Source organism: Streptococcus sp. 5004, assembly GCF_013276755.1.
GTDB lineage: Bacteria > Bacillota > Bacilli > Lactobacillales > Streptococcaceae > Streptococcus.
Map to the genome: position 1 here is coordinate 1 of NZ_VMLP01000004.1, position 25,764 is coordinate 25,764.

Consider the following 25,764-nt stretch of genomic DNA (forward strand, 5'->3'; position numbering starts at 1 on the left):
TGACTTCGTCAGTTCCATCTACAACATTAAAACAGTGTTTTGAGCAGCCTGCGGCTACTTTCCTAGTTTGCTCTTTGATTTTCATTGGGTATTACTCCATTTTCTTCTGAAATGGAGTTGTTACCCAGTCTATGTTATTGAAAATACTCTAAAACTTCTATGGGTTTGTGGGCGATATAATCAGGCTGATAGTTTAGTAGATCTGCTTGCTCTCCAAATCCCCAAGTGACGGCTAATTTCTGAATGCCTGTTTCTTGAGCTCCAAGCATATCAAACTTGGTATCTCCGATGATGATGGCTTGTTCTGGCGCTAGTTGATGTATCTGCAAGGCTTGGCGAATGACATCGGCCTTATGGGGTGCTTCAGGGCTGGAACCATAAATGCCATCAAAGAAATGATAGATGCCCAAGTTTTTAGTCATATCCTGAGCGGTTGGAGTATTCTTTGTAGTGGTGATGTAGAGTGGATAACTGCTCGATAACTTCTCAAGCAAGTCTACAATCTGAGGAAAGAGTTGAGCTTCATAGATGCCTTTTTCCTTATAGTAAGAACGGTAAATTTGCACAGCCTCAGAAATTTGTTCTTTAGGCAGACAGGTCGCAAAACTACTTTCGAGGGGCGGTCCCATAAAACCACGAATCGTTTTGGCATCAGGGCTAGGCACCCCGAGCTCCTTAAAGGTATGGGTAAAGGCATTGTGAATCCCGATAGAACTGTCAACGAGGGTTCCATCCAGATCGAAAAAAATCGCTGTGATAGAGGTCATGGTTTCTCCTATTTGATAAGCTTATTCTCCGAAAATTTCTTTTTGGAGGCGACGACCAGTAGGTGTGGCAGCGAGTCCACCTTCAGCTGTTTCACGAAAGGCAGTTGGCATGCTTGCTCCTACTTGGTACATGGCATCGATAACCTCATCCACAGGAATTTTAGATTCGATACCTGCCAGGGCCATGTCTGCTGCGATAAAGGCAAAGCTGGCTCCCATGGCATTGCGTTTGACACAAGGAACTTCGACCAAACCGGCAACAGGGTCACAGATGAGGCCTAGCATATTTTTAATGACAAAGGCAATGGCCTGACTGGCCTGATAAGGTGTCCCACCAGCAGCTAGAGTCAAGGCTGCAGCACTCATAGCAGAGGCCGAACCAACCTCGGCCTGACAGCCACCTTCAGCACCCGAGATAGAGGCGTTGTTTGCGATGACTAGTCCAAAGGCACCGGCAGCAAAGAGGAAATCCAGCTGTTGCTCGTGGCTGAGGTCTAATTTTTCAATAGCAGCAGTGAGAACGGAAGGCAGACAGCCAGCACTTCCAGCGGTCGGAGTGGCACAAACCAAGCCCATTTTAGCATTGTGTTCATTGACTGCGATAGCATTTCGGGCAGCTGAGAGTATCGTATAATCTGACAGAGTTTTTCCGTTTTTGATGTAGTGATCCAATTTGGCAGCATCTCCACCTGTCAGACCACTACGAGATTTATTTTCATTGAGGCCAAGTTGGACAGAGGCTTTCATGACTTCCAGATTGCGTTCCATGAGAAGGAGGACTTCTTCACGTTCGCGACCTGTCAATTCAAACTCTGTTGTAATCATGAGTTCTGCAACATTTCCTTGAAAGTCCAGATCTGCTTGCTCGACCAATTCTTTGATAGAATAAAACATGCTTCCTCCTATTTAAAGAAATTGACATTGTGGAGATGAGGGATTTTTCGAATTTCTTCGATGGCATCATCACAGTTGCGACTGTCAACTTCGATAATCATAATGGCTTTTTCACCAGCTTTTTCACGAGTAACGTTCATCTGGGCGATATTGATACCATAGCGAGAAAGGGCCTCTGTTACGAGGGCAATCATTCCTGGAATATCTTGATGAACAATGATGATAGTCGGTGTATTCATATTAAGAGAGACGGCAAAGCCATTGAGTTCGGTTACCTGAATATTTCCTCCACCGATAGAAATACCAGTCACACTGATGGTCTTGTGCGCATTTTTAACGGTAATTTTAGTGGTGTTGGGGTGAGGAGCATTGCTGTCTTTCTGAATTGTCCAGACAATTTTGATACCACGTTTGTGGGCAATCTCCAGACTATTTGGGATTTCAGGATCATCTGTATCCATGCCTAAAATACCTGCAACAAGGGCTAGGTCTGTCCCGTGGCCACGATAGGTCTTGGCAAATGAGTTAAATAGTTGGAATTCGACTTCTGTCGGAGTATCATCAAAAATGGAAGAGACAATCTTCCCAATACGAACAGCACCAGCTGTATGGCTACTAGATGGGCCAATCATAACTGGTCCGATGATATCAAAGACAGATTGAAAACGAAGTGATTTCATCAGTTTCCCCTTATAAAAATTCTTATCTCTATTATATCAAAGAATAAAGGTCTTGACTTTAATTGTGGATGAAAACCTTTCTAATACCTTAAATAGCATAAAAATAGTATCTTTTATGACAAAAAACACCTTATTTAGGGAAATAAAAAATAATTTTGTAATATTTCTACATAAAAGTGTCAAGAAACAGTAATATTTAAAGGGTATGATAGAAGTATAGAAAGAAGGAGAATTTTCAAATATGAAATCAACAACTAAAAAGATTAAAACAACTCTTGCAGGAGTAGCTGCCTTGTTTGCAGTATTTGCTCCATCATTTGTATCTGCTCAAGAATCATCAACTTACACAGTTAAAGAAGGTGATACACTTTCAGAAATCGCTGAAACTCACAACACAACAGTTGAAAAATTGGCAGAAAACAACCACATTGATAACATTCATTTGATTTATGTTGGTCAAGAGTTGGTTATCGATGGTCCTGTAGCGCCAGCAGCACCAGCTTCAACGACTTATGAAGCTCCAGCTGCCCAAGATGAGGCTGTTTCAGCCACCGTGGCAGAAACTACAGAGGTAGAGGAGGAAACTCCAGTAGCAAGCGAAACAGTAGCAGAAGAAATTGTTGCTTCAACTGTAAGCGGATCTGAAGCAGAAGCCAAAGAATGGATCGCTCAGAAAGAATCAGGCGGTAGCTACACAGCTACAAACGGACGTTATATCGGACGTTACCAATTGACAGATTCATACTTGAACGGTGACTACTCAGCTGAAAACCAAGAACGTGTAGCAGATGCCTATGTTGCAGGACGTTACGGTTCATGGACAGCCGCTAAAAACTTCTGGCTTAACAATGGCTGGTATTAAGAACTGACGAACAGAATAATATGAAAAGGTCGAGGAAATCCCTCGACTTTTTTATATTTCCTTCGGTTGAGAATAGATCTCTACTTCTTTTTTGAGATGAGACAGCATAGAAGTTTCCTCGGTCAGCTCCAGAAGTGAGAAACCTTTTTGGATAAGTCTAGCGTCATCCCTACAAATCCCGATACGGACATAGCAGATAGCAAGTCTATCGTAGTGCTTCTTTTTCTTGGCATCCTCTAGTAAAGTATAGCAGATTTGTTGACACATGTTTTTGTCTTGATGGTATAAGTAAATGGTGGACAGATTGAGTAGGATTGCCATTCGTAAGTCATATAAATGTTGGTAGTTTTTATAGACTTCCAAGCGTTGCAAGATTTTTCCAGTAATGAGATGGAGGTGATCAATGGGAAAGCTGAAAAGGATGGTATTGAGGATTTTTAGGTCATTTTCATACCATGTATCTTGTTTTTCAATTTTTTCCCAAAGTTTTTTGACAGTCTGTTTCACTTGGTCTGACAGTTGCTCTGTACCATGTTGACGGATATGAATGACAATTTCCAGCATATCCCTTATTTCTTCTATAGGCAGGTCGTGGTGGGTCTTGAGATAGTCTTGGCATGTTTCAAAAAAATGAACTAGACTATTACTACCAATGATGGAAGTCATATTGAGATAAGTTTGCATGATTTCTGTTCGTTGGCTCGGTTGATAGAGATGGCAGATGTAGTCAAACTCTTCAAAACTCATATTGATTTGCCGGAGAAGAAATTCCATGTTTTCATATTTGGGAGTTGCTTTGCCACTTTCAATCTTTGATAGGCTAGTTCTTGAAAGGACATCTCCGCAGACCTCTTCTTGAGTCAAGCCTTTTGACTCACGTATTTCTTTATAGATATTTCCGAAATCATAACGCATAATTTTCTCCTTTTCGTGAAAAAAGTTAACAAATAATAAAATCCAATTAAAAATATTGTATCATAGTAACAGAAATAGTAAAAAAGAAAACTAAAATAGTGTGTGAAAAAAGTTAACTAATTTTAAAATAGAGTAAAGAAGAGGTATACTATAGATACGAAATACAGATAGGAGGGAAAGAGTATGAATAAAAAAGTTTTTCGTTTTTTAGTTATTCTTGCTTTCTTATTCAGCATTGCTACGGTTTTCCCATGGAACTGGCCGATATAATGCGCTAGTTGTAAAAATGAAAGGAAGGTGAGTCCAATGGATAATTTTTAAATAATTTATAATAGGGGAACTAAAATTATATTTTTAAATTAGTTTTATGGCAATTGAATAGAATAACCGATAGACTGGAGGTAGAAAGATGTTTAATAGATTGAGTAAAAGTTTAAGTTTGTTGATGATTATTACGATGTTGAGCGCAGTGTCAATACCTAGCTTTGTGGCTTATGCGGATGACAATTCATCACCTAGTATTCAATTGACTTCCGAAGAAAGAGAAATAGCATCTGAATTTCGTTATTTATTTGAAATTGCTAGTTACTTGGATGAAAATGGTAATCGAGTGATTGATATGGATGCTTTACAACAGACTTATGGTAAAGAACAAGCTCCTTATATAGCGGAGGGAATTCGAATATTATCGGATCCAAAGGAAACAGATATAGTTCTGCAGAATATGAAGTCTGATTTTTATTCTAGGAGTTGGATGAGTTGTATGCTGGACTCCACTATAGACTTTTTGGGAATAAATTTATTAACAGATATATTCGGTGGAGGTCTGGGAGGGCTATCAGGACTTATTCAAAAGAAAGCGTGGCCAAAGATTGCAAAATTGGTATTAAAATCTACCGTAAAAACTTCTGGTGTGGCAATTGCAGCTACTTTGTCATGGTATAGTTTAAAATGTTTAAACCAATAAAATATACAGTAACGGTTTTCACTATCTTAGCCTATATTATTTGGTTTTGGATGAGGATGAAATTAACTGATTTAATTGGACTTTTTATTGTAACACTGATGATTGAAAATTTTATTTTTTATTTTTTCAATGATAAAAAGAAAAAATAGGAATTTCTCTTGTTTACTAAAGTTAATAATCTAAATTTACCTCATCTCAATTAGCTAAATTTAATGTAGCTGTTGTTGTAGCAGGAGTAGCATTAAATGCTATCTCTTGTTAGGGGACTTAGTTCGCATATAGTAGGAAAAGTATTTTATAGTAGATTGAATTAGGAAGAGACAACGTAATTAAGATATTTGAGTCTGGGACAAAAGTCTAACCTTAAATATAAAAAGCGAACAAAAACAAGTTATATGGCACTCATAATTCTATTTTGTTCGTTTTTTTGTCTAATCTATCGATTTTAAAAACTTATAATAAAGAATTCGTAAAATCAAAATCTTTTTGTCCCAGACTCGTCTTGTTCTAACCTCAATATACTATAATATAAGTCGTCTCTACCCTATGTTGATTAGATTAAGTCGTGAATCAGGAGGTTAAGTGATGAACTACAATGTAAAATATCTCTTATCAGGAATATTTATTATAGTCTTTATAGGTTTTCTAGTCTGGATGCGTTATTTTAATCAGAAGAAGGAAGAAGCGCATTCGGATGTGTCTTTTGAAGCGAGGTTAGATAGTGAGGTCAAGACCTTATATAAACAACTAGGATTGGGTGAGGAACCTAACTATTTCTTAGCTTATCGCTACTTACACCCTTGGTTTAATCTAGCGATTTTACCACCAACAGTTGAAATTTTCTTAACTAAAATAGCGCTGGTGATGGTAACTCCAGATGAACTACTGATAAGAAATATTGGGAATGGGATGACTTTCACAAGTGAGCATCATCGTGATTTGCGACAAGGACTTATCCGCATTCCAAAATCAGAGATAAAAGAATTTGAGATTCGCAACTGGAAAAGAGTTTTTATATTTGGCGATTTTTTGACAATTAAAACAAGCCAACATAGCTATTATTTGCAGGTTAGAGATGATGGACTTCAAAAAGGAAGTCTTTCTACCAAACACTTCTCCGACTTGAAACGACAAGATTTTCTCGGATTATTGACAGATAAACGGACATTTTGATAGACGATTGCTCAAAAAACTAACCTCTAAACATTCAAAAACCACACAGTGTTTTCAGCCTTGAACACAATTAAGCTGAGAGAATCACTGTGTGGCTTTATTGGAAAGTTAGTTTTTCCCAGTTTCGTCTCTTCACGGGAGGTATCTCTATGAAAAAAATCAGTCATCTTTGTATGCTCCTGCTCTTGCTGTGTACTACGTTTTTTGTCTTGAATGTAAATGTTACACGAGAAATAGTGCGGATTCAGGAGATGGGCAAGACAACTTATTCATTTGACTTGTACTTGAAAGATGTCACTAAACCGACAGAAACGATTCTCCAATTTTTTGAAGAGGTTGCAAGCCAAGACAAGGTCTCTATTATCAAAGTAGATAATGGCGATGAGGTCGTCAAGGCTGGTGTTTTTGATAAGGAAACCTTCCCCTATCAGGAGTTCGGTCTGACTTCTCTTGATTTTTCAAAGAATGAGAAGGGAGTCTACAGCAACCAGGATCTTCCCAATAATCTAGGAACCATTCCCACCTTTTTAAAGGTGAAACTCATTCGACTCCAGACCTTCCAATCCTATATTGAGGATAAATCCCATACTGTAAATGGACGCTACATGATTACCTCCAGCAAAGAGATAGATCGCGATACCATTCTACAAAAGTGGAGTGATTTTTTCCAGATAGATAAGACGATTTTATTAGAACCCACTTACCGAAGTCAGGTTGGAGTGCTAAATCAAGAGTTGTTACTATCTATCATTATCTTTATCTTGGCAATCTTGCTTGTGATTTTAATGACAGTTTATCAGCCGATGATGGAGATGAAACGAGTGGGGGTTCAAAAGTTACTTGGTTTTCAAAGCAGGGCGATTTTAGCTGGTTTTGTAAAGACTAATTTTTATCTTCTCTTGGGTGGAAGTCTTGTCATTGACTTGGGACTATTTTTAGTGCTGGACTACAGGCCAAAACTTTTGTTTCCAAGTTTACTCTTATCCCAATTTCTGCTTTTACAGTTGTATTTGTTCATCAGTTGGCTGACCTACCTGATGATTCAGAAAATGACAGTCAGTTCCATGTTGAAAGGTTTTTCATCTGTCAAACTTGGTCTCATCTTCAATTATGTGATGAAAATAGGGACAACTATTTTACTGACGGCCTTACTGATTGGGGTGGGGAGAAGTCTAGAACAGCAAAACAAAGAGCTTGCTTATCAGCAACAGTGGGTAAGCCAAGGAAATTACCTGACCTTAGAAACCTTCCAACTCAATGATAACCTGTGGCAAGAAGAGCTAGCAGGGTCAGGGAAATCTACAGATTATTTCTACCAATTTTATCAAGATTTGCTAGCAAAAACACAAGTAAACTATGTGCGAAGTGGGAGTCTTCCTATCAAACCAGTCATCAAAGCAGAACAAGTACAGCACTACCAACTGCCTGATAAAGTAGATGTTTACTATGCAAACCGTCAATTTTTAGAGAGTAAGGGCTTTAAGTTACCTGATATCGGCACTAAAAAGGTGATTTTGTTTCCAGCCAGTGACAAAGGACAAGAAGGCAAGAATCAGTTCTTGGGAAAATCCATCGCCTATCTTTCTATGAAGTATGAAGATCAACAAAAGAAAACAATAGAAGATATGGATGTAGAAATTGCCTACTATGAAGGAGATTGGTCTTTCTTCCCTTATAATAATGAGCGAAAGGAAAATCTCCACAATCCAATCATTAGTCTAGTAAATGATCAAGACATGATGTGGGAAGAAAAGACTCGCTTGTCAACGACAGGTTTAAACAACCCGATGAAAGTTGAAAATACAGAACAAAATCAAAAAGTGATTACGGAGTTAGTTGAGAAATTATCAGATGGGAATTATTTAAAATTTTCATCGATTCAAGCCATTCAACAAGAGAAAGTGGATTCTTATCGAGATGCAGTTCGAAATCTTAATATACTCTTTGCTTTGTTTGGTCTCCTTAGCATGATGATTTCCTACTTTTTACTCGTTACTACTTTCTTATTGAAGCGCAGGGATATCATTACCAAGAAGTTTATGGGGTGGAAACTGGTCGATCGCTATCGCCCTCTCCTAGTCCTGCTCTTGCTGGGCTATAGTTTGCCTCTTCTAGTCTTGATTTTCTTTGCCCATGCGCTCTTGCCACTCCTACTTTTTGCAGGCTTTACATGTCTGGATATACTATTTGTGTTAGCCTTGGCTTCTAGGATGGAGAAAAGAAGTCTAGTAGAGTTATTGAAAGGGGGCATCTTATGATTGAGTTGGAAAATATTACCAAAACCATTGGGGGAAAAGTGATTTTGGATAACTTGTCTCTCAGGATTGATCAGGGGGATTTGGTAGCCATTGTTGGTAAGAGTGGTAGTGGTAAGTCGACCTTGTTAAATTTATTAGGTTTGATAGATGGTGATTATAGCGGACGGTATGAGATTTTTGGTCAGACAAATCTAGCGGTCAATTCTACCAAGTCGCAAACAATAATCCGTGAACATATCTCTTATCTGTTTCAAAATTTTGCCCTGATTGATGATGAAACGGTCGAGTACAATCTTATGCTGGCGCTGAAATATGTGAAATTGTCCAAGAAAGACAAGCTTAAAAAGGTGGAAGAGATTTTAGAGAGAGTAGGTTTGTCAGCTACTTTGCATCAAAAGGTCTCCGAGTTGTCTGGTGGGGAGCAACAACGAATTGCAGTTGCTAGAGCCATCTTAAAACCCAGCCAGCTGATTTTAGCCGATGAAGCAACAGGTTCGCTGGATCCTGAAAATAGAGATTTGGTCTTGAAGTTTCTCTTAGAGATGAATCGCGAGGGGAAAACAGTTATTATTGTGACCCACGATACTTATGTAGCCCAACAATGTCATCGTATCATTGAATTGGGCAAGGGGAAATGAGTTCGTTCGGCTTCTTTTGACTGACTGAATACTCATGTTTTCCAGAGAGAAATAGCATAAATACGCCTAGGAATGACATTTTTATGTAGTATTTCTAGGTTTTTTTGTTTCAAATTGAAAATTTTTTCAATTTAGGCTTGACAAACGATGAGGATAGGAGTATTATTTATACAACAAAAAAGAATAAACATAAAGGAGGTTTTGTTATGAATAAGATGAAGAAGGTGTTGATGACGATGTTTGGTTTAGTGATGCTCCCCCTACTATTTGCTTGTAGTAACAATCAATCGGCTGGAATTGAAGCCATCAAGTCCAAAGGAAAATTGGTTGTAGCCCTCAATCCAGATTTTGCTCCATTTGAATATCAAAAAGTGGTTGATGGGAAAAATCAGATTGTGGGTTCAGATATCGAATTAGCCAAGGCTATCGCAACAGAACTAGGTGTCGAATTGGAACTATCTCCCATGAGTTTTGACAATGTACTGGCTAGTGTTCAATCAGGAAAAGCTGACCTTGCCATATCAGGTGTTTCTAAGACAGATGAACGGAGCAAGGTGTTCGACTTTTCAACTCCCTACTATACTTCAAAAAATAAGCTCATTGTCAAAAAATCTGATTTAGCCACTTATCAGTCTGTCAACGACTTAGCGCAGAAAAAGGTCGGAGCACAGAAAGGTTCGATTCAAGAGACGATGGCGAAAGATTTGCTACAAAATTCATCCCTCGTATCTCTGCCTAAAAATGGGAATTTAATTACAGATTTAAAATCAGGACAAGTGGATGCCGTTATTTTTGAAGAACCAGTTGCCAAGGGATTTGTGGAAAATAATCCTGATTTAGCAATCGCAGACCTCAATTTTGAAAAAGAGCAAGATGATTCCTACGCGGTCGCCATGAAAAAAGATAGCAAGGAATTGAAAGAGGCAGTCGATAAAACCATTCAAAAGTTGAAGGAGTCTGGAGAATTAGACAAACTTATTGATGATGCCTTTAAAGCATCCATTGAAAAATAGAAAGAAGGAAAAGAACATGAGTAAAGAAAAAGTAATTTTGGCCTATTCTGGCGGTTTAGACACATCAGTTGCTATTACCTGGTTAAAGAAAGACTATGATGTTGTTGCAGTTTGTATGGATGTGGGTGAAGGGAAAGACTTAGATTTCATCCATGATAAGGCTCTTAAGGTTGGGGCAGTCGAATCTTATGTCATTGATGTTAAGGACGAATTTGCTACAGATTATGTGCTAGTGGCTCTCCAGTCACACGCCTACTATGAACAAAAATACCCCTTGGTATCTGCCTTGAGCCGTCCGCTTATTTCTAAAAAATTGGTTGAAATAGCGCATCAGACAGGAGCGACTACAATTGCTCATGGTTGTACAGGTAAGGGGAATGACCAAGTGCGTTTTGAAGTATCCATTGCAGCCTTGGATCCCAATTTAAAAGTGATTGCTCCAGTTCGTGAATGGAAATGGTCTCGGGAGGAAGAAATTCATTATGCTAAGGAAAATGGGGTGCCTGTTCCTGCTGACCTTGACAATCCCTACTCTGTCGACCAAAATCTTTGGGGACGTGCCAATGAGTGTGGTATTTTGGAAAATCCATGGAATCAGGCTCCAGAAGAAGCCTTTGGTATCACATCTTCTCCAGAGGAAGCTCCAGACACGCCAGAATACATTGAGATTGAGTTTAGTGAAGGTGTTCCAGTTTCCCTCAATGGAGAAGGGCTAAAATTGGCAGATTTGATTCAAAAACTCAATGAAATAGCTGGGAAACATGGGGTCGGACGGATTGACCACGTGGAAAATCGCTTGGTGGGGATTAAATCAAGAGAAATCTATGAGTGTCCAGGGGCAGTGACCTTGCTGACAGCTCATAAGGAAATTGAGGATTTGACGCTTGTGAGAGAAGTGGCTCATTTTAAACCAATCATAGAAAATGAATTATCAAATCTCATTTATAATGCTTTGTGGTTTAGTCCGGCTACACAAGCCTTGATTGCTTATATTAAAGAGACTCAAAAAGTTGTCAATGGGACTGCAAAAGTTAAACTGTATAAGGGGAGTGCTCAGGTCGTGGCTCGGAAATCACCAAATTCACTTTACGATGAAAATTTGGCGACGTATACCAGTGCAGATACCTTTGACCAAGATGCAGCTATTGGCTTTATTAAGTTGTGGGGACTTCCAACCAAGGTTCATTCTGAGGTTCAAAAAAGCGCCAAATAGGGCGATTGGATAGAGAGGTGGATGTGATATGGCTAAGAATACAAAATTATGGGGTGGTCGCTTTGAAGGTACTGTCGAAGACTGGGTAGAGCGCTTTGGTGCGAGTATATCTTTTGACCAGAAATTAGCTAAATTTGATGTGATTGGTTCCTTAGCCCACGTTCAGATGTTGGGTCAGACGGGCATTTTGAGTTTGGAGGAGTCAGAAAAGATCCAAGCAGGCTTGAAAGAGCTCTTAGAAGAGCTAGAGGAAGGACAACTTGATTTTGATATTGCAAACGAAGATATTCATATGAATATGGAAGTGTTGCTGACAGAAAAAATTGGTTCCCTTGCAGGGAAGTTACACACAGCTCGTTCTCGAAATGACCAAGTTGCGACAGATATGCACTTGTATCTCAAGGAGCAACTAGGCCATGTCCTAGATAAACTGGCCCATCTCAAGGGTGTTTTATTAGATTTGGCGGAAAATCATGTGGAGACGATCATGCCGGGCTATACCCATCTGCAACATGCCCAGCCTATTAGTTTTGCCCACCATCTGATGGCTTACTACAATATGTTTCAGAGAGACAGTGAACGTTTTGAATTTAACCAGAAGCATACAGACCTATGCCCTCTAGGTGCAGCAGCTTTGGCAGGGACGACTTTCCCCATTGATCGCCAATTGTCTAGCGATTTGTTAGAGTTTAAGCAACCTTATACAAATTCTTTGGATGCTGTTAGTGACCGCGATTTTATCTTAGAATTTCTGTCTAATGCCAGCATACTCATGATGCATATGAGCCGTTTTTGCGAAGAAATGATCAATTGGTGTAGTTTTGAGTACCAATTCATTACCTTGTCAGATACGTTTACAACAGGTTCCTCTATTATGCCACAAAAGAAAAATTCAGATATGGCTGAGTTGATTCGAGGAAAGACTGGTAGAGTTTATGGGAATCTGTTTGGACTATTGACAGTCATGAAGTCCTTGCCCTTAGCTTATAATAAGGATCTGCAAGAGGATAAGGAAGGAATGTTTGATACGGTCGAAACGATTTTAAATTCCCTCGATGTATTGGCAGGTATGTTATCTAGCTTGCAGGTAAACAAGGAAAAAATGCAAGAGTCGACAGAGAAGGACTTTTCAAATGCAACTGAGTTGGCAGATTATTTGGCAGGGAAAGGCTTGCCATTTAGAGAGGCTCATGAGGTTGTGGGAAGATTAGTGTTAGACTCTATCAAGTCTGCTAAAAATATTCAAGACTGGACTTTGGAGGAATTGCAAACCTATCATTCCCTCATTGCTGAGGATATTTATGTCTACTTGCAACCTAAAACTGCGGTTCAAAGACGAAATTCCTTGGGAGGTACAGGATTTGACCAAGTCAAATACCAGATAGAACAAGCTAAGAAAGCGAATGAAGCTAGAAAGTGATAGATTGATAGGTTCAGAATAAGAGGTGGTAACTTCTAAAACTAACTTCCAGTTTCCCCCAACCTAGCTTTTAGTATGAGAAAAACGCGTGAAATTAGTGGAAATCCGTATTAGACTAACTTCCGCTGGTTTTCTTTTTCTTGATATATAAGGGTTCAAAAGCGAAAAGACACAGAAAAAAGTGCACGACAAATAGCCCTAAAACAGAGTCGTCTTAGAGTAACTTCCAGTTGCTAGCGTTTAGTTTGAGACTTTTCGCACGAAAAGTCTCAGGCTTAATTCTAGCATAATTCGTCGTCTGAGACTAACTTCCAGTTTTGGGAGAGAGCTGGAAGTTACTTTGAGAAGTTACGCAGAACAAGAGGTTGGTCGATTGACAACCTCTTTCTTGTCTTCTCTAACCAAGCATGTTATAATGAATACTGCTCAAGCGACCTTCAATCGTTAAGCACACACGACCTTCAATCGTGAACTAGTCATTTCGTTTATCTTTTATTACGTCGTTAACTCGAAATGAGATGCAAGCTTAGCTTGTCTGATTTATAACCTCAATCAGTCTCCCAGACTGATTGAGCGAACTCAAGTTATGCCTGCGACTCGTTGCCTAGTCCTAAAAGCAAACGAAAAGACTATACTCGAAGAAATTCTATTGAAAGTCATAGTAAATAGAATTTTGAGGGGTATAAATAAACGAATAGATGGGAGACTTACCATGAGTGATAACTCTAAAACACGTGTTGTTGTGGGGATGAGTGGTGGTGTTGATTCGTCGGTGACGGCTCTTCTTCTCAAGGAGCAGGGCTACGATGTGATCGGTATCTTCATGAAGAACTGGGATGACACAGATGAAAACGGCGTCTGTACGGCGACCGAAGATTACAAGGATGTGGCTGCGGTGGCAGACCAGATTGGCATTCCCTACTACTCTGTCAATTTTGAAAAAGAGTACTGGGACCGCGTTTTTGAGTATTTCCTAGCGGAATACCGTGCAGGGCGCACGCCAAATCCAGACGTTATGTGTAACAAGGAAATCAAGTTCAAGGCCTTTTTGGACTATGCCATGACCTTGGGGGCAGATTATGTTGCGACTGGGCATTATGCTCGAGTAGCGCGTGATGAGGATGGCACTGTTCACATGCTTCGTGGCGTGGACAATGGCAAGGACCAGACCTATTTTCTCAGCCAACTTTCGCAAGAGCAACTTCAAAAAACCATGTTCCCACTAGGACATTTGGAAAAGCCTGAAGTACGCAGACTAGCAGAAGAAGCAGGTCTTGCGACTGCCAAGAAGAAAGACTCGACAGGGATTTGTTTTATCGGAGAAAAGAACTTTAAAAACTTTCTCAGCAACTACTTGCCAGCTCAGCCTGGTCGCATGATGACTGTGGATGGACGCGACATGGGCGAGCATGCAGGCCTTATGTATTATACAATCGGTCAGCGTGGTGGCCTCGGTATCGGTGGGCAACACGGCGGTGACAATGCGCCTTGGTTCGTTGTCGGAAAAGACCTAAGCAAGAATATCCTCTATGTTGGCCAAGGTTTCTACCATGACTCGCTTATGTCAACCAGCTTAGAAGCCAGTCAGGTCCACTTTACTCGTGACATGCCAGAGGAGTTTACGCTCGAATGTACGGCTAAATTCCGCTACCGTCAGCCTGATTCTAAGGTGACAGTACATGTCAAAGGAGACAAGGCAGAGGTTATATTTGCAGAACCGCAACGCGCGATTACACCAGGACAGGCAGTTGTCTTTTACGATGGCGAAGAGTGTCTCGGTGGTGGTTTGATTGACAATGCTTACCGCGATGGACAAGTTTGTCAGTACATTTAGATTGACAAATTTTCTCAATTTGCTACAATAATAAAAGCAATAGAAATGATGGTCAAAGCTCATGGATGTTGCAGGCTTTTTTGTCCTGCACTTCTTTGGAGTTTTGACTGTTTTTGTGTCGTTTAGAGGAAAGGACAAAAATGACTCAGCAAGACTTTCGGACAAAAGTAGGAAATACAGTTTTTGGTGTTCGGGCGACAGCCTTGATTGTCCAAAATCGCAAGCTTCTAGTTACCAAAGATAAGGGCAAGTATTATACTATCGGCGGTGCGATTCAAGTCAATGAAAGCACGGAAGACGCGGTAGTTCGTGAAGTGAGGGAAGAACTGGGTGTCAAAGCTCAAGCTGGGCAACTAGCTTTCGTGGTTGAAAATCGTTTTGAACAGGACGGTGTTTCCTATCACAATATCGAGTTTCATTATCTGGTGGATTTGCTTGAAGATGCCCCATTGACCATGCAGGAAGATGAGAAAAGGCAGCCCTGTGAATGGATTGACTTGGATCAGCTCCAGAATATCCAGCTAGTTCCAGCCTTTTTGAAAACAGCCCTACCAACTTGGGACGGCCAACTAAGACACATTCATCTTGAGGAATAGGAGAGAAACATGACTTATAATTTTACTGAAGAATACGATATTATTGTAATCGGTGCGGGACACGCTGGGGTAGAAGCATCCCTAGCAGCTAGTCGTATGGGTTGTAAGGTCTTACTTGCGACTATCAACATTGAAATGCTGGCTTTCATGCCTTGTAATCCCTCTATCGGTGGTTCTGCCAAGGGAATTGTTGTGCGTGAAGTTGATGCCCTCGGTGGCGAGATGGCCAAGACCATTGACAAGACTTACATCCAGATGAAGATGCTCAACACTGGGAAAGGTCCAGCTGTCCGTGCCCTTCGTGCGCAGGCTGACAAGGAGCTTTACTCTAAGGAGATGCGCAAGACGGTTGAAAATCAAGAAAATCTGACCCTTCGTCAGACCATGATTGATGAGATTTTGGTTGAAGATGGCAAAGTTGTCGGTGTTCGTACAGCGACCCATCAAGAGTATGCTGCAAAGGCCGTTATCGTAACGACAGGGACGGCCCTTCGTGGGGAAATTATCATCGGAGACCTCAAGTACTCATCAGGTCCTAACCACAGCCTAGCTTCGATTAACCTTGCTGACAATCTCAAGGAACTGGGCCTCGAAATCGGTCGTTTCAAGACAGGGACGCCTCCACGTGTCAAGGCTTCTTCTATCAATTATGATGTGACAGAGATTCAGCCAGGAGATGAAGCACCAAACCACTTCTCTTATACCTCGCGTGATGAGGATTATGTCAAGGATCAGGTGCCATGCTGGTTGACCTACACCAATGGTACCAGTCATGAGATTATCCAAAACAACCTCCACCGTGCGCCTATGTTTACAGGTGTGGTCAAGGGAGTGGGACCTCGTTACTGTCCGTCAATTGAGGACAAGATTGTGCGCTTTGCAGACAAGGAACGTCACCAACTCTTCCTTGAGCCAGAAGGGCGCAATACTGAGGAAGTTTATGTCCAAGGACTTTCAACCAGTCTGCCTGAGGATGTCCAGCGTGACTTGGTTCATTCCATCAAAGGTTTGGAAAATGCAGAGATGATGCGGACAGGTTATGCCATTGAGTATGATATGGTCTTGCCTCACCAGTTGCGTGCGACTCTGGAAACCAAGAAAATCTCAGGACTTTTCACTGCTGGTCAGACAAATGGAACGTCAGGTTACGAAGAGGCAGCAGGCCAAGGGATTATCGCTGGTATCAACGCGGCTCTGAAAATCCAAGATAAGCCTGAGTTGATTTTGAAGCGCAGTGACGGCTATATCGGGGTGATGATTGACGATTTGGTGACCAAGGGGACCATTGAACCCTACCGTCTCTTGACCAGTCGTGCTGAATACCGTCTCATTCTCCGTCATGACAATGCTGATATGCGTTTGACCGAGATGGGACGTGAGATTGGCCTTGTTGACGATGAACGCTGGGCTCGCTTTGAAATCAAGAAAAATCAATTTGACAATGAGATGAAGCGCCTAGACAGTATCAAACTCAAGCCAGTCAAGGAAACCAATGCCAAGGTTGAGGAGATGGGTTTCAAGCCGTTGACCGATGCAGTGACAGCTAAGGAATTCCTTCGCCGTCCAGAAGTTTCTTACCAAGATGTGGTGGCCTTCATCGGGCCAGCTGCAGAGAACTTGGATGACAAGATTATCGAATTGATTGAAACAGAAATCAAGTACGAAGGCTATATTTCCAAAGCCATGGACCAGGTTGCCAAGATGAAACGCATGGAAGAAAAACGCATTCCAGCCAATATTGATTGGGATGACATTGATTCTATCGCAACCGAAGCTCGTCAGAAGTTCAAACTTATCAATCCAGAAACCATCGGCCAAGCCAGCCGTATTTCGGGAGTAAACCCGGCAGATATTTCTATTTTGATGGTGTATTTGGAAGGTAAAAATCGTAGTATTTCTAAAACTCTTCAAAAATCAAAATGATACGTCGTCGGCTTCTTACGAATGAGTTCAAAGCTTGGCTTTGATTCATCTACAGTCTCCCATAGTTCCCCGAACTATGGGAGCTAACTCAAGTTATGCTTTCGCCTAGCCTTCTAGTCTGATTTCGATTTTTATTGAGTTTTAATCTCAAAAGAAAGCATAGAGAAAAACAGCTCCGAAAATCGGGGCTGTTTTCTTGCTTTATTCTTCATCTGGTGTGAGAATCATCGGGATGATAATCGGTTCACGTTCGGTATTTTCATAGAGGAAGGGGCGAATAGCGTTGACAATGGCACCATTGACTGATTGCACGCTAGCGTCCTTGTTTTTCAGTGCGATACGAATGGCATTGAAGAGGATACGCTGGCTTTGGCGAATCAAGTCGCCAGACTCTCTCATGTAGACAAAGCCTCGGCTGAGGATGTCTGGACCAGACAGAATCATCTGCGATTTGAAGTCAACAGTTGCGACTGCCAGAACGACACCGTCTTCAGATAGATCGCGACGATCTTTGAGGACAGCAGCGCCGATTTCACCGATACGATTTCCATCGACATAGATATCTTGGGCGTTGAAATGACCTGCTATACGAGCTGAGTCAGCAGTGAGGGCAAGCACATCACCATTGCTCATGATAAAGATATTGTCCTTCTCAACCCCAGTATCTACCGCCAGTCCAGCGTGGACTTTTTGCATGCGGTATTCACCGTGGACAGGCATGAAGTATTTTGGCTTAATCAAGCGGAGCATGAGTTTTTGCTCTTGCTGGCCACCGTGTCCAGATGTATGGATATTGTTCACTTTACCGTGGATAACTTCGACACCAGCTTCTGAAATGATGTTAATCAGCTTGTTGACGCTAGTAGTGTTTCCAGGGATTGGACTTGAAGAGAAGATAACGGTATCACCTGGTTGGAGTTGTACCTGACGGTGAGTTCCGTTGGCGATACGAGAGAGGGCCGCCATAGGCTCACCCTGACTACCTGTACAGAGGATAAGAATCTCGCCTGCAGGGTAATCTTTGATTTCATTTGGCTCGATAAAGGTTCCCTTAGGAGCTTTGATGTAGCCAAGATCGATTCCGTTGACAATGGCCTTTTCCATGGAGCGACCAAAGACCGCAATCTTACGTCCAGTCTTAACAGCAGCTTCTGTTGCTTGCTGGAGACGGAAGATATTTGAGGCAAAGGATGCAAAGATGATACGTCCTTCAATACCTTGGATAATCTTCATGATGGACTGGCCAACGACTTTTTCAGAGTTGGTAAAGGTTGGAATTTCTGCATTTGTCGAGTCAGACAGGAGACAGAGTACACCGTCTTCACCAAGAGCTGCCATACGGTGCAAGTCTGCTGGTTCACCAACTGGTGTTAAGTCAAACTTGAAGTCACCCGTACAGACAATTTTCCCTTGAGGAGTATGAATGACAATCCCCAAAGGTTCTGGAATAGAGTGAGTCGTTCTAAAGAAAGTTGCCTTGAGATTTTTAAAGGTCAACTCAGTATTGTGGTTGATTTCGTAAAGTTTGGCGTTGCGCAAGAGGCCGTGTTCTTCGAGTTTCCCACGGATCAAAGCCAAGGCAAGCGGCCCAGCGTAGATAGGGACATTTGCTTGCTTGAGTAGGAATGGAATCCCACCGATGTGGTCCTCGTGTCCGTGTGTGATTAAGACAGCCTTGACGCGGTCGATATTGTCTACGATGTAAGAGTAGTCAGGAATGACATAGTCGATACCCAGCAAGTCATCTTCTGGGAATTTAATCCCAGCATCGACGATGATAATCTCATCTTGGTATTCAATTCCGTAAGTGTTTTTCCCGATTTCTCCCAGACCACCGATGGCAAAAACGCCGACTTCTTCAGGTTTAAGAGTATAGGCCATATTAGAACTCCGTAATTTCGAAGGCGCCAGTTTCTTTTTCGTAATCTAGCAATTTGTCAGACAAGAGTTCGATATATTCGATATTGTACTCTGGGCGATTTTCTTCGACAAGTTGGCGAGCAGCGATGCGGCCCTCAAGTTCTGAGCTGGCATCGATGTCTAGGTAAAGTGCGCGTGTTGTTTCACGACGTGGGCTACGTTCTTTTGTTTCTTGATAAAAAACTTTGTAAATCATATAGTTCCTTTCTATTTTACAGGTCAGCTTATTCCAAACTTTTAGCATAGATTTGCTTGATTTCATTCCATTTTGTGTCTAGATTGACCTTGATTCGTTACAATTATTTCAATTATACCACAAAATGAAAAATTAGTAAAAGACGGAAACGAGAAAGTCACAGGACGATTTGTCGAGTAAACGCTTGCAAAAAAACAAAAATGTGTTATATTGATAATGGAAGTGAAATTTATTGCTTGTCATAATTCCATATAGTTTTTAAGTCAAGGAGGTTGCCCTATGTATAACTTATTTGCTTTTGCTATCGGAGCTCGCTTGGTAGCTTTTATCGTTTTTGTTGCTTGTGTTTATGGAGGGAATCTTCTATTTGCCAAAATGGAACGACGACAAACTAAGTTCTTGTGGAAAATTACCTTTGTGACTCTCTACTCGCTTTTTCTCCTCCTCGTAACCTATGTCGTTTGGTTTGTATTTTACTTTGGATTAAATGCTTAGATGCCCCGCTTATGCTGGGGCTTTTTGTTTGGGGATAAAGAGATAGTAGATTTACTATACGAAAATTCCACCCCATCTATCCAGATGAGGCGGTTTTGCATTTTTTAAAATGACATGACAATGGAATTTTCAGAGCTTATTATTTTTATGGGAGTCATTGTTCTGCTCAAAAATAGAGTTGAAGCATAAAAATAAAACAATACAAACAGATAAATCGAATGGTAAAGGGATAGTAGTAATGTTTAAATCATTGAGAATGCTGAGCAAACTGTAAGAGATGAAGACAATAAAATTTATCCTTCTAAAAATGTGTTTCTTATCTAGCATGACTTACCAAACTTTTTACGAAGGTCTTTTCCAATGGTATAACCTGCCATAAATAAAGCGATACCAACACCTACACCAAAGCCACCCTTTATTTCTTGCAATTCCTTATTAGAAATTTCACAATAGTTGTTCAAATCTTTCATCATATTAATCTCCTCCTAAAAAATAACCAGCTGCCAAACCAGAACCTATAAGTGCTGTTCCACCTGCAATAGCTTTCCAAGATACTGCTACTCCAAAGATAACCAAGGGAGCGAGACCGCCATCAATATCTGATAATTCATTTTCAGATAAGGATAAAAATTGATTGTCAAGAACGTCAAAATTTGTCATTGAACTTTCCTCCTTTTTTCTTGTTCACTTTTATATTCGTAAAAGAAAAGGAAAAGTGAACATTTTTTTAAATTATTTTTAGTTAAGTGAGGGCACTCTTGTTTAGGGATAAAGAAAATTCCCATGTGCCAGCTTTTGTAGTATAATAGTAAGCAGACAAAAAGATAGGAATGTGTTATGAAAGTATTAGCTTTTGATACGTCCAGCAAGGCTCTTTCTCTCGCTATTTTAGAGGACAAGCAGGTTCTTGCCGAGACGACGATTAATATTAAGAAAAATCACAGTATTACCCTCATGCCAGCCATCGATTTTTTGATGGAGAGTTTGGACTGGACGCCCAAGGATTTGGACCGAATCGTGGTGGCAGAAGGGCCAGGTAGCTACACAGGCTTGCGAATTGCGGTGGCAACTGCCAAGACCTTAGCTCATACCCTGAACATCGAGTTGGTTGGTATGTCTAGCCTCTTGGCTCTGGTGCCATACCAACAAGAAGGCTTGTTCGTCCCTTTGATAGATGCGCGTCGCAACAATGTTTACGCAGGATTTTATGAAAATGCGAAACCTGTCATGCCAGAAGCGCACCTGCCTTTTGATCGAGTGATTGAGCTAATCAAGGGTGCTAGTCAGGTAACCTTTGTCGGAGAAGTTGGCCCCTTTGTTGAGCAGATTCAAGAACACTTGCCAAGGACTAATTTCAAAGAAACCTTGCCAAATGCAGCTAATCTAGCTCTCTGGGCCTGGGACAAGGCAGCAGACTCCTTGCACGATTTTGTGCCTAACTACCTCAAGCGTGTCGAGGCTGAGGAAAACTGGCTTAAGAACCACACAGAGTCTGGTGAGTCTTACATTAAACGCCTATGATAGAAATCAAACGAATCCAACAACAGCCTGAACTGGCTCAAGCCATCTACGCTGTCATGGTGGATGTTTACTCAGTCAGTCCTTGGACGCTGGAACAAATCCAAGCAGACCTGGCTCAAGACCAGACTTGGTATGCTCTGGCTTATGATGGGGCAGAAGTGATTGGTTTTCTAGCTGTTCAGGAAAATATCTTTGAAGCAGAAGTCCTGCAAATCGCTGTTAAAGGAGACTATCAGGGTCAGGGAATTGCATCAGCCTTGTTTGCTCAATTGCCGACAGACAAGGAGATTTTCCTAGAAGTCAGAAAGTCAAACCAACGAGCGCAAGCATTTTACAAGAAAGAAAAGATGGCAGTCATCGCTGAGCGAAAGGCCTACTACCATGACCCAGTCGAGGACGCCATCATCATGAAGAGAGAAATAGATGAAGGATAGATATATTTTAGCATTTGAGACATCCTGTGATGAGACCAGTGTCGCCGTTTTGAAAAACGACGATGAGCTCTTGTCCAATGTCATTGCTAGTCAAATTGAGAGTCACAAACGTTTTGGGGGCGTAGTGCCCGAAGTAGCCAGTCGTCACCATGTCGAGGTCATTACAGCCTGTATCGAGGAGGCACTGTCAGAAGCAGGGATTACGGAAGAGGACGTGACAGCTGTGGCGGTTACCTATGGACCAGGCTTGGTCGGAGCCTTGCTAGTTGGCTTGTCAGCTGCTAAGGCCTTTGCTTGGGCACATGGACTTCCACTTATCCCTGTTAACCACATGGCTGGTCACCTCATGGCAGCTCAGAGTGTGGAGCCTTTGGAGTTTCCCTTGCTAGCCCTCTTGGTTAGCGGTGGACACACGGAGTTGGTCTATGTTTCTGAGGCAGGTGACTACAAGATTGTTGGGGAAACGCGAGATGACGCGGTTGGCGAGGCCTATGATAAGGTCGGCCGTGTCATGGGCTTGACCTATCCTGCTGGTCGTGAGATTGACGAGCTAGCTCATCAGGGACAGGATATTTATGATTTCCCTCGTGCCATGATCAAGGAAGATAATCTGGAGTTTTCATTCTCAGGTTTGAAATCTGCCTTTATCAATCTTCACCACAATGCCGAACAAAAGGGAGAAAGCCTATCTACAGAGGACTTGTGCGCTTCCTTCCAAGCAGCTGTCTTGGATATTCTTATGGCAAAAACTAAGAAAGCTTTGGAGAAATACCCTGTTAAAACCTTAGTCGTAGCAGGTGGGGTAGCAGCCAATAAAGGCCTCAGAGAACGCCTAGCGGCCGAAATCACAGATGTCAAGGTTATCATCCCACCTCTGCGCCTCTGCGGAGACAATGCAGGTATGATTGCCTATGCCAGCGTCAGCGAGTGGAACAAAGAAAACTTCGCAGGCTTGGACCTCAATGCTAAACCAAGTCTCGCTTTTGATACTATAGAATAAAGAGTCAGCTTAAGGCTGGCTTTTTTGTCCTCTTAAATGTCAGAATATTTTGACAAAACTATAAAAATAATGATATAATATGCAAAAGCTAGGAGGTGGTCAGATGATTGAGAGAATGGAATTGGGGGAATTTTACAAGGAATTGCGCTTGGCTAGAAAGCTCAAGCAGTCAGATGTAGCTTGTGCTGGACTAACAGCTTCTCAGCTATCCAAGTTCGAACTAGGGCAGTCTATGCTATCTGCGGACAAGCTAATCCTAGCTATTCAAGGAATCAATATGAATTTTGATGAGTTTGGGCACAAGCTCAACAACTATCAAGAATCTCCACATATGCAGATTGGTAGGAGGGTTGTGGATCGCTTTGCCCACCAAGATATAGCTGGCTTAGAGCAACTGTTGGAGGAAGTCGAGCAAGGACAGATGGCAGAGACCTATCGTTGTTTAAATGCCATTGTGATTAAAAATGCTATTCATTCCTTAAATAAGAGCTATCTGCTAACAGAGGAGGATAGGGAGTTTTTGACTACTTATCTCTATGCTATTGAGTCTTGGACCTGGTTTGAACTTTATCTTTTTTGCAATACTATGCCCTTCTTGAGCAATCAAGACCTAATCTTTTTATCAACCTCTTTGCTTGAAAAATCCAAGGAATTTAAAGAGTTGGTACATAATAGACTGTATATGAAGCAAGGACTCTTAAATATCTTATCAGAACTCATGGAGCGAAAACTTTTCTCATACATCCCAATCTTCGAAGCCGAGTTGGAGAGCATGTTGCGTCCGTACGATGTTTTTGAGAAAGTATCGTGGCAATTTTTAAAGAAAATGAGTGTCTTTCTTCAAACTAAAGGAAGCAATCAAAAAGAGATTGAACACTTTATCCAATCTCTGCAAGTATTAGAAAATCCACAATTAACAGCTCTATTCGAATTGCGTTTTCAGCAATACAAAGAACTTATCGATTGATTAGAAACGGGAAGACGATAACCCACTCCGAAATAAGCAGGAGTATCAGTTGGATTTTTCTTTTTTTCATCATTATATCCCTCCTTGTTAGTAGTAACTTTATTATACCAGGGAAATAATCAAATCCACCAAAATCGCAAATCTGAAATTTCTATAAGAAAAAATATCAAATATGCGATTTTTTAAAATAAGCCAATTTCTGTGTTATATTATCTTTGTAAAGTACTTCAAGCAAATCCTAAGTCGCAGAAGTGGTTTATAGATGAGAATTCGTACAGTATATGTTTAATTCTGAGCATAATGTAAATGGCTGGACTAAAAGTGAAACTTGGCGTCCTAGATAAAATGAGGTAAACGATGGAAAAACAAAGTCAGTTACAAATTTTAATTCATTCCCTGTACAGTAATAAAGAAATTAGCTTGACGGAAGAATTTAGGAAGCAATTGCTGGAGACAGCGAAACAGTTTTCTAGTACTAGTGAAGATTTGTTAGCTGTACGTCTTTCTTTTGCCGTCTCTAAAGAATTGTTGAGCTTTAAAGGTGAACCGCCGACAGAGTTGTTGGATTTAGCAAAATTTGTCCAAAAGAAAGAAGCTAAATACAAGCAGGGAATAGTGTGGTCTGGTATTTTTAAGATATGATTTATTATAAAATACGGCATGAACATCATATAATGGATGAATCTGAATATGAGCAAGGCTTGGAGTTCAATATTAAACCAAGTCTTGTTTTCTATACACTGGAACTTTAAAAGGAGTTGTGATGAAAGTATTTCTTCAAAATAGAAATTTTAGGCAATTAACCATCAACCAGTGGATTTCAACGGTTGGGGATACGATTTTTTATCTGGCCTTTTTGAATTATGTGGCAGATGCATCTTTTGCCCCTTTGGCGATTTTACTGATCACGATTTCAGAAACCCTTCCTCAAGTTCTGCAAATCTTTCTGGGAGTTTTGGCGGATTTTCAACATCATCGTGTCCTAAAATATACAATGATTAGTTTTGCAAAATTTTTGCTTTACTCTATCGTTTCTTTATCACTTTCAGGGCAGTCCTTTTCCTTGTTATTAGTAGCATTTATTTGTCTGATTAACCTCTTATCTGACACATTGAGTTATTTTTCAGGCGCCATGCTCACTCCGATTTTCATTAGAATTATTGGGCAAGACCATCTGGCAGAAGCTATTGGATTTAAACAGTCAACTGTTAGTTTAGTGAAAACAATCAGTAATATTCTAGGAGGAGTCTTACTAGGTATTCTATCTATCCAGTCTATTTCCTTACTGAATGCTCTGACCTTTTTAATCGCATTTTTAGGTATTCTTTTCATAAAAACAGACCTCTTGAAAGTAGAAAAAACGATTAGCTATCAAGAAGAACTCTCTGTAAAATCCTTTTGCCAGCATCTGCTCCAATCATCAAAATTGATATGGAATATGAATAAGGTGCTCTTGGTTTTGTTTATTATCTCTATTAGTCAAGCAGTGATAAATGTTACAGTTCCTGTTTCTACTCTGTTTTTGAGGAATCAGCCCTTTTTGAATTTACAAACAGGTCAATCTCTTGCCTTGTTATCCACCCTTGAATTGTCAGCCCTTATTGTCGGAAGCCTTGTGAGTGGCTATCTGAAGAATACAATCTCCATAAAACTAGCCCTATATGCCTCGCTTATTATCCAATTACTCCTTTTAGTTGGCTTTGTGGCAGTTCGTTTTGACTGGATTCTTATCTTTAGTGCCTTGGATGCCTTTTTCGCAGGTATCCTCTCTCCTCGATTACAGGAACTCATTTTTAAACAAATACCTGAGGAGTCAATGGGAGCAGTTCAATCCTCTATCGGTGCCATTACAGTTGTTTTACCTAGCTTATTTACAATAGCTTTGGTAACCATTGCTACTAGCTTTGGAACTCTGGCAGTTAGCTTTGTTTTATTGCTATTTCTTCTAGCTGCCTTTATCATACTCTTGAATATCCGTGAAAACATTTAGCGAAGAATGTGTATATTATATGTTTGAGACTGGATTCCAGTCTGTTTATGATGGCTACAATCAGCAGACTGTTAAATTTTTGAGAAAG

General features: G+C 40.8%; 26 protein-coding genes. 18 read left to right on the plus strand and 8 right to left on the minus strand.

The annotated features are described in order from the left end of the window. Window positions 1-134: 134 nt before the first annotated feature. The 3 genes from HT685_RS01375 to sdaAB are packed head-to-tail and all read right to left on the minus strand — an operon-like array spanning window position 135 to window position 2,341. Window positions 135-767 carry an HAD family hydrolase gene (locus HT685_RS01375; RefSeq protein WP_173225006.1) on the minus strand — a complete coding sequence of 211 codons (633 nt, stop codon included), beginning with the start codon at window positions 765-767 and terminating at the stop codon, window positions 135-137. Between the two features lie 21 nt (window positions 768-788). Further along, window positions 789-1,661 (minus strand): L-serine ammonia-lyase, iron-sulfur-dependent, subunit alpha, encoded by an 873-nt coding sequence (sdaAA, locus tag HT685_RS01380; protein WP_000500043.1) that lies wholly within the window; start codon window positions 1,659-1,661, stop codon window positions 789-791. An 8-nt stretch (window positions 1,662-1,669) separates the two neighbouring features. After that, window positions 1,670-2,341, minus strand: coding sequence for an L-serine ammonia-lyase, iron-sulfur-dependent subunit beta (gene sdaAB, locus HT685_RS01385; protein ID WP_000838910.1), 672 nt, complete (start codon window positions 2,339-2,341; stop codon window positions 1,670-1,672). A gap of 241 nt (window positions 2,342-2,582) precedes the next feature. Between sdaAB and HT685_RS01390 the strand changes: the two genes are divergently transcribed. Next, window positions 2,583-3,203 carry a LysM peptidoglycan-binding domain-containing protein gene (locus HT685_RS01390; protein ID WP_173251601.1) on the plus strand — a complete coding sequence of 207 codons (621 nt, stop codon included), beginning with the start codon at window positions 2,583-2,585 and terminating at the stop codon, window positions 3,201-3,203. Window positions 3,204-3,254: 51 nt separating this feature from the next. On the opposite strand, the gene HT685_RS01395 is transcribed toward HT685_RS01390, so the two are convergent. Then, the gene (locus tag HT685_RS01395; RefSeq protein ID WP_001268183.1) at window positions 3,255-4,118 is read right to left on the minus strand and encodes a helix-turn-helix transcriptional regulator; all 864 of its coding nucleotides are present in this window, start codon (window positions 4,116-4,118) and stop codon (window positions 3,255-3,257) included. A 409-nt stretch (window positions 4,119-4,527) separates the two neighbouring features. Between HT685_RS01395 and HT685_RS01400 the strand changes: the two genes are divergently transcribed. From HT685_RS01400 to mnmG, 10 genes are all read left to right on the plus strand, one after another. Then, window positions 4,528-5,085 carry a hypothetical protein gene (locus HT685_RS01400; RefSeq protein WP_054383455.1) on the plus strand — a complete coding sequence of 186 codons (558 nt, stop codon included), beginning with the start codon at window positions 4,528-4,530 and terminating at the stop codon, window positions 5,083-5,085. A 585-nt stretch (window positions 5,086-5,670) separates the two neighbouring features. Next, window positions 5,671-6,258: a hypothetical protein gene (locus tag HT685_RS01405; RefSeq protein ID WP_173225015.1), complete on the plus strand. Its 588-nt coding sequence runs from the start codon at window positions 5,671-5,673 to the stop codon at window positions 6,256-6,258. Window positions 6,259-6,407: 149 nt separating this feature from the next. Continuing rightward, entirely contained in the window at window positions 6,408-8,516 is a 2,109-nt protein-coding gene (locus HT685_RS01410; protein WP_173278909.1) for a bacteriocin-associated integral membrane family protein, read from the plus strand. Beyond that, a complete protein-coding gene (locus HT685_RS01415) occupies window positions 8,513-9,154 on the plus strand; it encodes an ABC transporter ATP-binding protein (protein ID WP_173278910.1) in 642 nt (213 codons plus the stop codon). Before HT685_RS01410 ends, HT685_RS01415 begins: the two co-directional genes overlap by 4 nt. 206 nt (window positions 9,155-9,360) lie before the next feature. Beyond that, window positions 9,361-10,167 (plus strand): ABC transporter substrate-binding protein, encoded by an 807-nt coding sequence (locus tag HT685_RS01420; RefSeq protein WP_173278911.1) that lies wholly within the window; start codon window positions 9,361-9,363, stop codon window positions 10,165-10,167. 16 nt (window positions 10,168-10,183) lie between these two features. Beyond that, the gene (locus HT685_RS01425) at window positions 10,184-11,380 is read left to right on the plus strand and encodes an argininosuccinate synthase (protein ID WP_173278912.1); all 1,197 of its coding nucleotides are present in this window, start codon (window positions 10,184-10,186) and stop codon (window positions 11,378-11,380) included. Between the two features lie 28 nt (window positions 11,381-11,408). Further along, window positions 11,409-12,800 (plus strand): argininosuccinate lyase, encoded by a 1,392-nt coding sequence (argH, locus tag HT685_RS01430; RefSeq protein WP_173225030.1) that lies wholly within the window; start codon window positions 11,409-11,411, stop codon window positions 12,798-12,800. 712 nt (window positions 12,801-13,512) lie between these two features. Next, a complete protein-coding gene (gene mnmA / locus HT685_RS01435) occupies window positions 13,513-14,634 on the plus strand; it encodes a tRNA 2-thiouridine(34) synthase MnmA (RefSeq protein WP_001282953.1) in 1,122 nt (373 codons plus the stop codon). A 140-nt stretch (window positions 14,635-14,774) separates the two neighbouring features. Further along, window positions 14,775-15,230, plus strand: a complete 456-nt coding sequence (locus tag HT685_RS01440) for an NUDIX hydrolase (protein WP_173278913.1) — start codon at window positions 14,775-14,777, stop codon at window positions 15,228-15,230. A gap of 9 nt (window positions 15,231-15,239) precedes the next feature. After that, window positions 15,240-17,153 carry a tRNA uridine-5-carboxymethylaminomethyl(34) synthesis enzyme MnmG gene (mnmG, locus tag HT685_RS01445; RefSeq protein WP_173278914.1) on the plus strand — a complete coding sequence of 638 codons (1,914 nt, stop codon included), beginning with the start codon at window positions 15,240-15,242 and terminating at the stop codon, window positions 17,151-17,153. A gap of 201 nt (window positions 17,154-17,354) precedes the next feature. Here mnmG and HT685_RS01450 read toward each other — a convergent pair whose 3' ends face one another. Next, entirely contained in the window at window positions 17,355-19,034 is a 1,680-nt protein-coding gene (locus HT685_RS01450) for a ribonuclease J (RefSeq protein WP_050205233.1), read from the minus strand. A gap of 1 nt (window position 19,035) precedes the next feature. After that, a complete protein-coding gene (locus tag HT685_RS01455) occupies window positions 19,036-19,269 on the minus strand; it encodes a DNA-dependent RNA polymerase subunit epsilon (protein ID WP_000639572.1) in 234 nt (77 codons plus the stop codon). Window positions 19,270-19,548: 279 nt separating this feature from the next. Between HT685_RS01455 and HT685_RS01460 the strand changes: the two genes are divergently transcribed. Beyond that, on the plus strand, window positions 19,549-19,764 hold the full coding sequence (locus tag HT685_RS01460; protein ID WP_000282482.1) for a hypothetical protein: 216 nt from the start codon (window positions 19,549-19,551) through the stop codon (window positions 19,762-19,764). A 320-nt stretch (window positions 19,765-20,084) separates the two neighbouring features. Here HT685_RS01460 and cibB read toward each other — a convergent pair whose 3' ends face one another. Both cibB and cibA read right to left on the minus strand, forming a co-directional pair. Then, window positions 20,085-20,237, minus strand: coding sequence for a fratricide two-peptide bacteriocin subunit CibB (gene cibB, locus HT685_RS01465; RefSeq protein WP_000974044.1), 153 nt, complete (start codon window positions 20,235-20,237; stop codon window positions 20,085-20,087). A gap of 1 nt (window position 20,238) precedes the next feature. Continuing rightward, window positions 20,239-20,424 carry a fratricide two-peptide bacteriocin subunit CibA gene (cibA, locus tag HT685_RS01470; protein ID WP_000180841.1) on the minus strand — a complete coding sequence of 62 codons (186 nt, stop codon included), beginning with the start codon at window positions 20,422-20,424 and terminating at the stop codon, window positions 20,239-20,241. A gap of 177 nt (window positions 20,425-20,601) precedes the next feature. Between cibA and tsaB the strand changes: the two genes are divergently transcribed. The 6 genes from tsaB to HT685_RS01500 all read left to right on the plus strand — a co-directional run bounded on the left by tsaB (window position 20,602) and on the right by HT685_RS01500 (window position 25,676). Then, window positions 20,602-21,285, plus strand: a complete 684-nt coding sequence (gene tsaB, locus HT685_RS01475) for a tRNA (adenosine(37)-N6)-threonylcarbamoyltransferase complex dimerization subunit type 1 TsaB (protein ID WP_000865719.1) — start codon at window positions 20,602-20,604, stop codon at window positions 21,283-21,285. Beyond that, window positions 21,282-21,719 (plus strand): ribosomal protein S18-alanine N-acetyltransferase, encoded by a 438-nt coding sequence (rimI, locus tag HT685_RS01480; protein WP_050242654.1) that lies wholly within the window; start codon window positions 21,282-21,284, stop codon window positions 21,717-21,719. Before tsaB ends, rimI begins: the two co-directional genes overlap by 4 nt. Then, entirely contained in the window at window positions 21,709-22,719 is a 1,011-nt protein-coding gene (tsaD, locus tag HT685_RS01485) for a tRNA (adenosine(37)-N6)-threonylcarbamoyltransferase complex transferase subunit TsaD (protein WP_173278915.1), read from the plus strand. Before rimI ends, tsaD begins: the two co-directional genes overlap by 11 nt. A gap of 103 nt (window positions 22,720-22,822) precedes the next feature. Further along, window positions 22,823-23,686, plus strand: a complete 864-nt coding sequence (locus HT685_RS01490) for an XRE/MutR family transcriptional regulator (protein WP_061665023.1) — start codon at window positions 22,823-22,825, stop codon at window positions 23,684-23,686. A gap of 357 nt (window positions 23,687-24,043) precedes the next feature. After that, window positions 24,044-24,328, plus strand: coding sequence for a hypothetical protein (locus HT685_RS01495; protein WP_173278916.1), 285 nt, complete (start codon window positions 24,044-24,046; stop codon window positions 24,326-24,328). A gap of 121 nt (window positions 24,329-24,449) precedes the next feature. After that, the gene (locus HT685_RS01500) at window positions 24,450-25,676 is read left to right on the plus strand and encodes an MFS transporter (protein ID WP_173278917.1); all 1,227 of its coding nucleotides are present in this window, start codon (window positions 24,450-24,452) and stop codon (window positions 25,674-25,676) included. The last annotated feature ends 88 nt before the right edge of the window (window positions 25,677-25,764 follow it).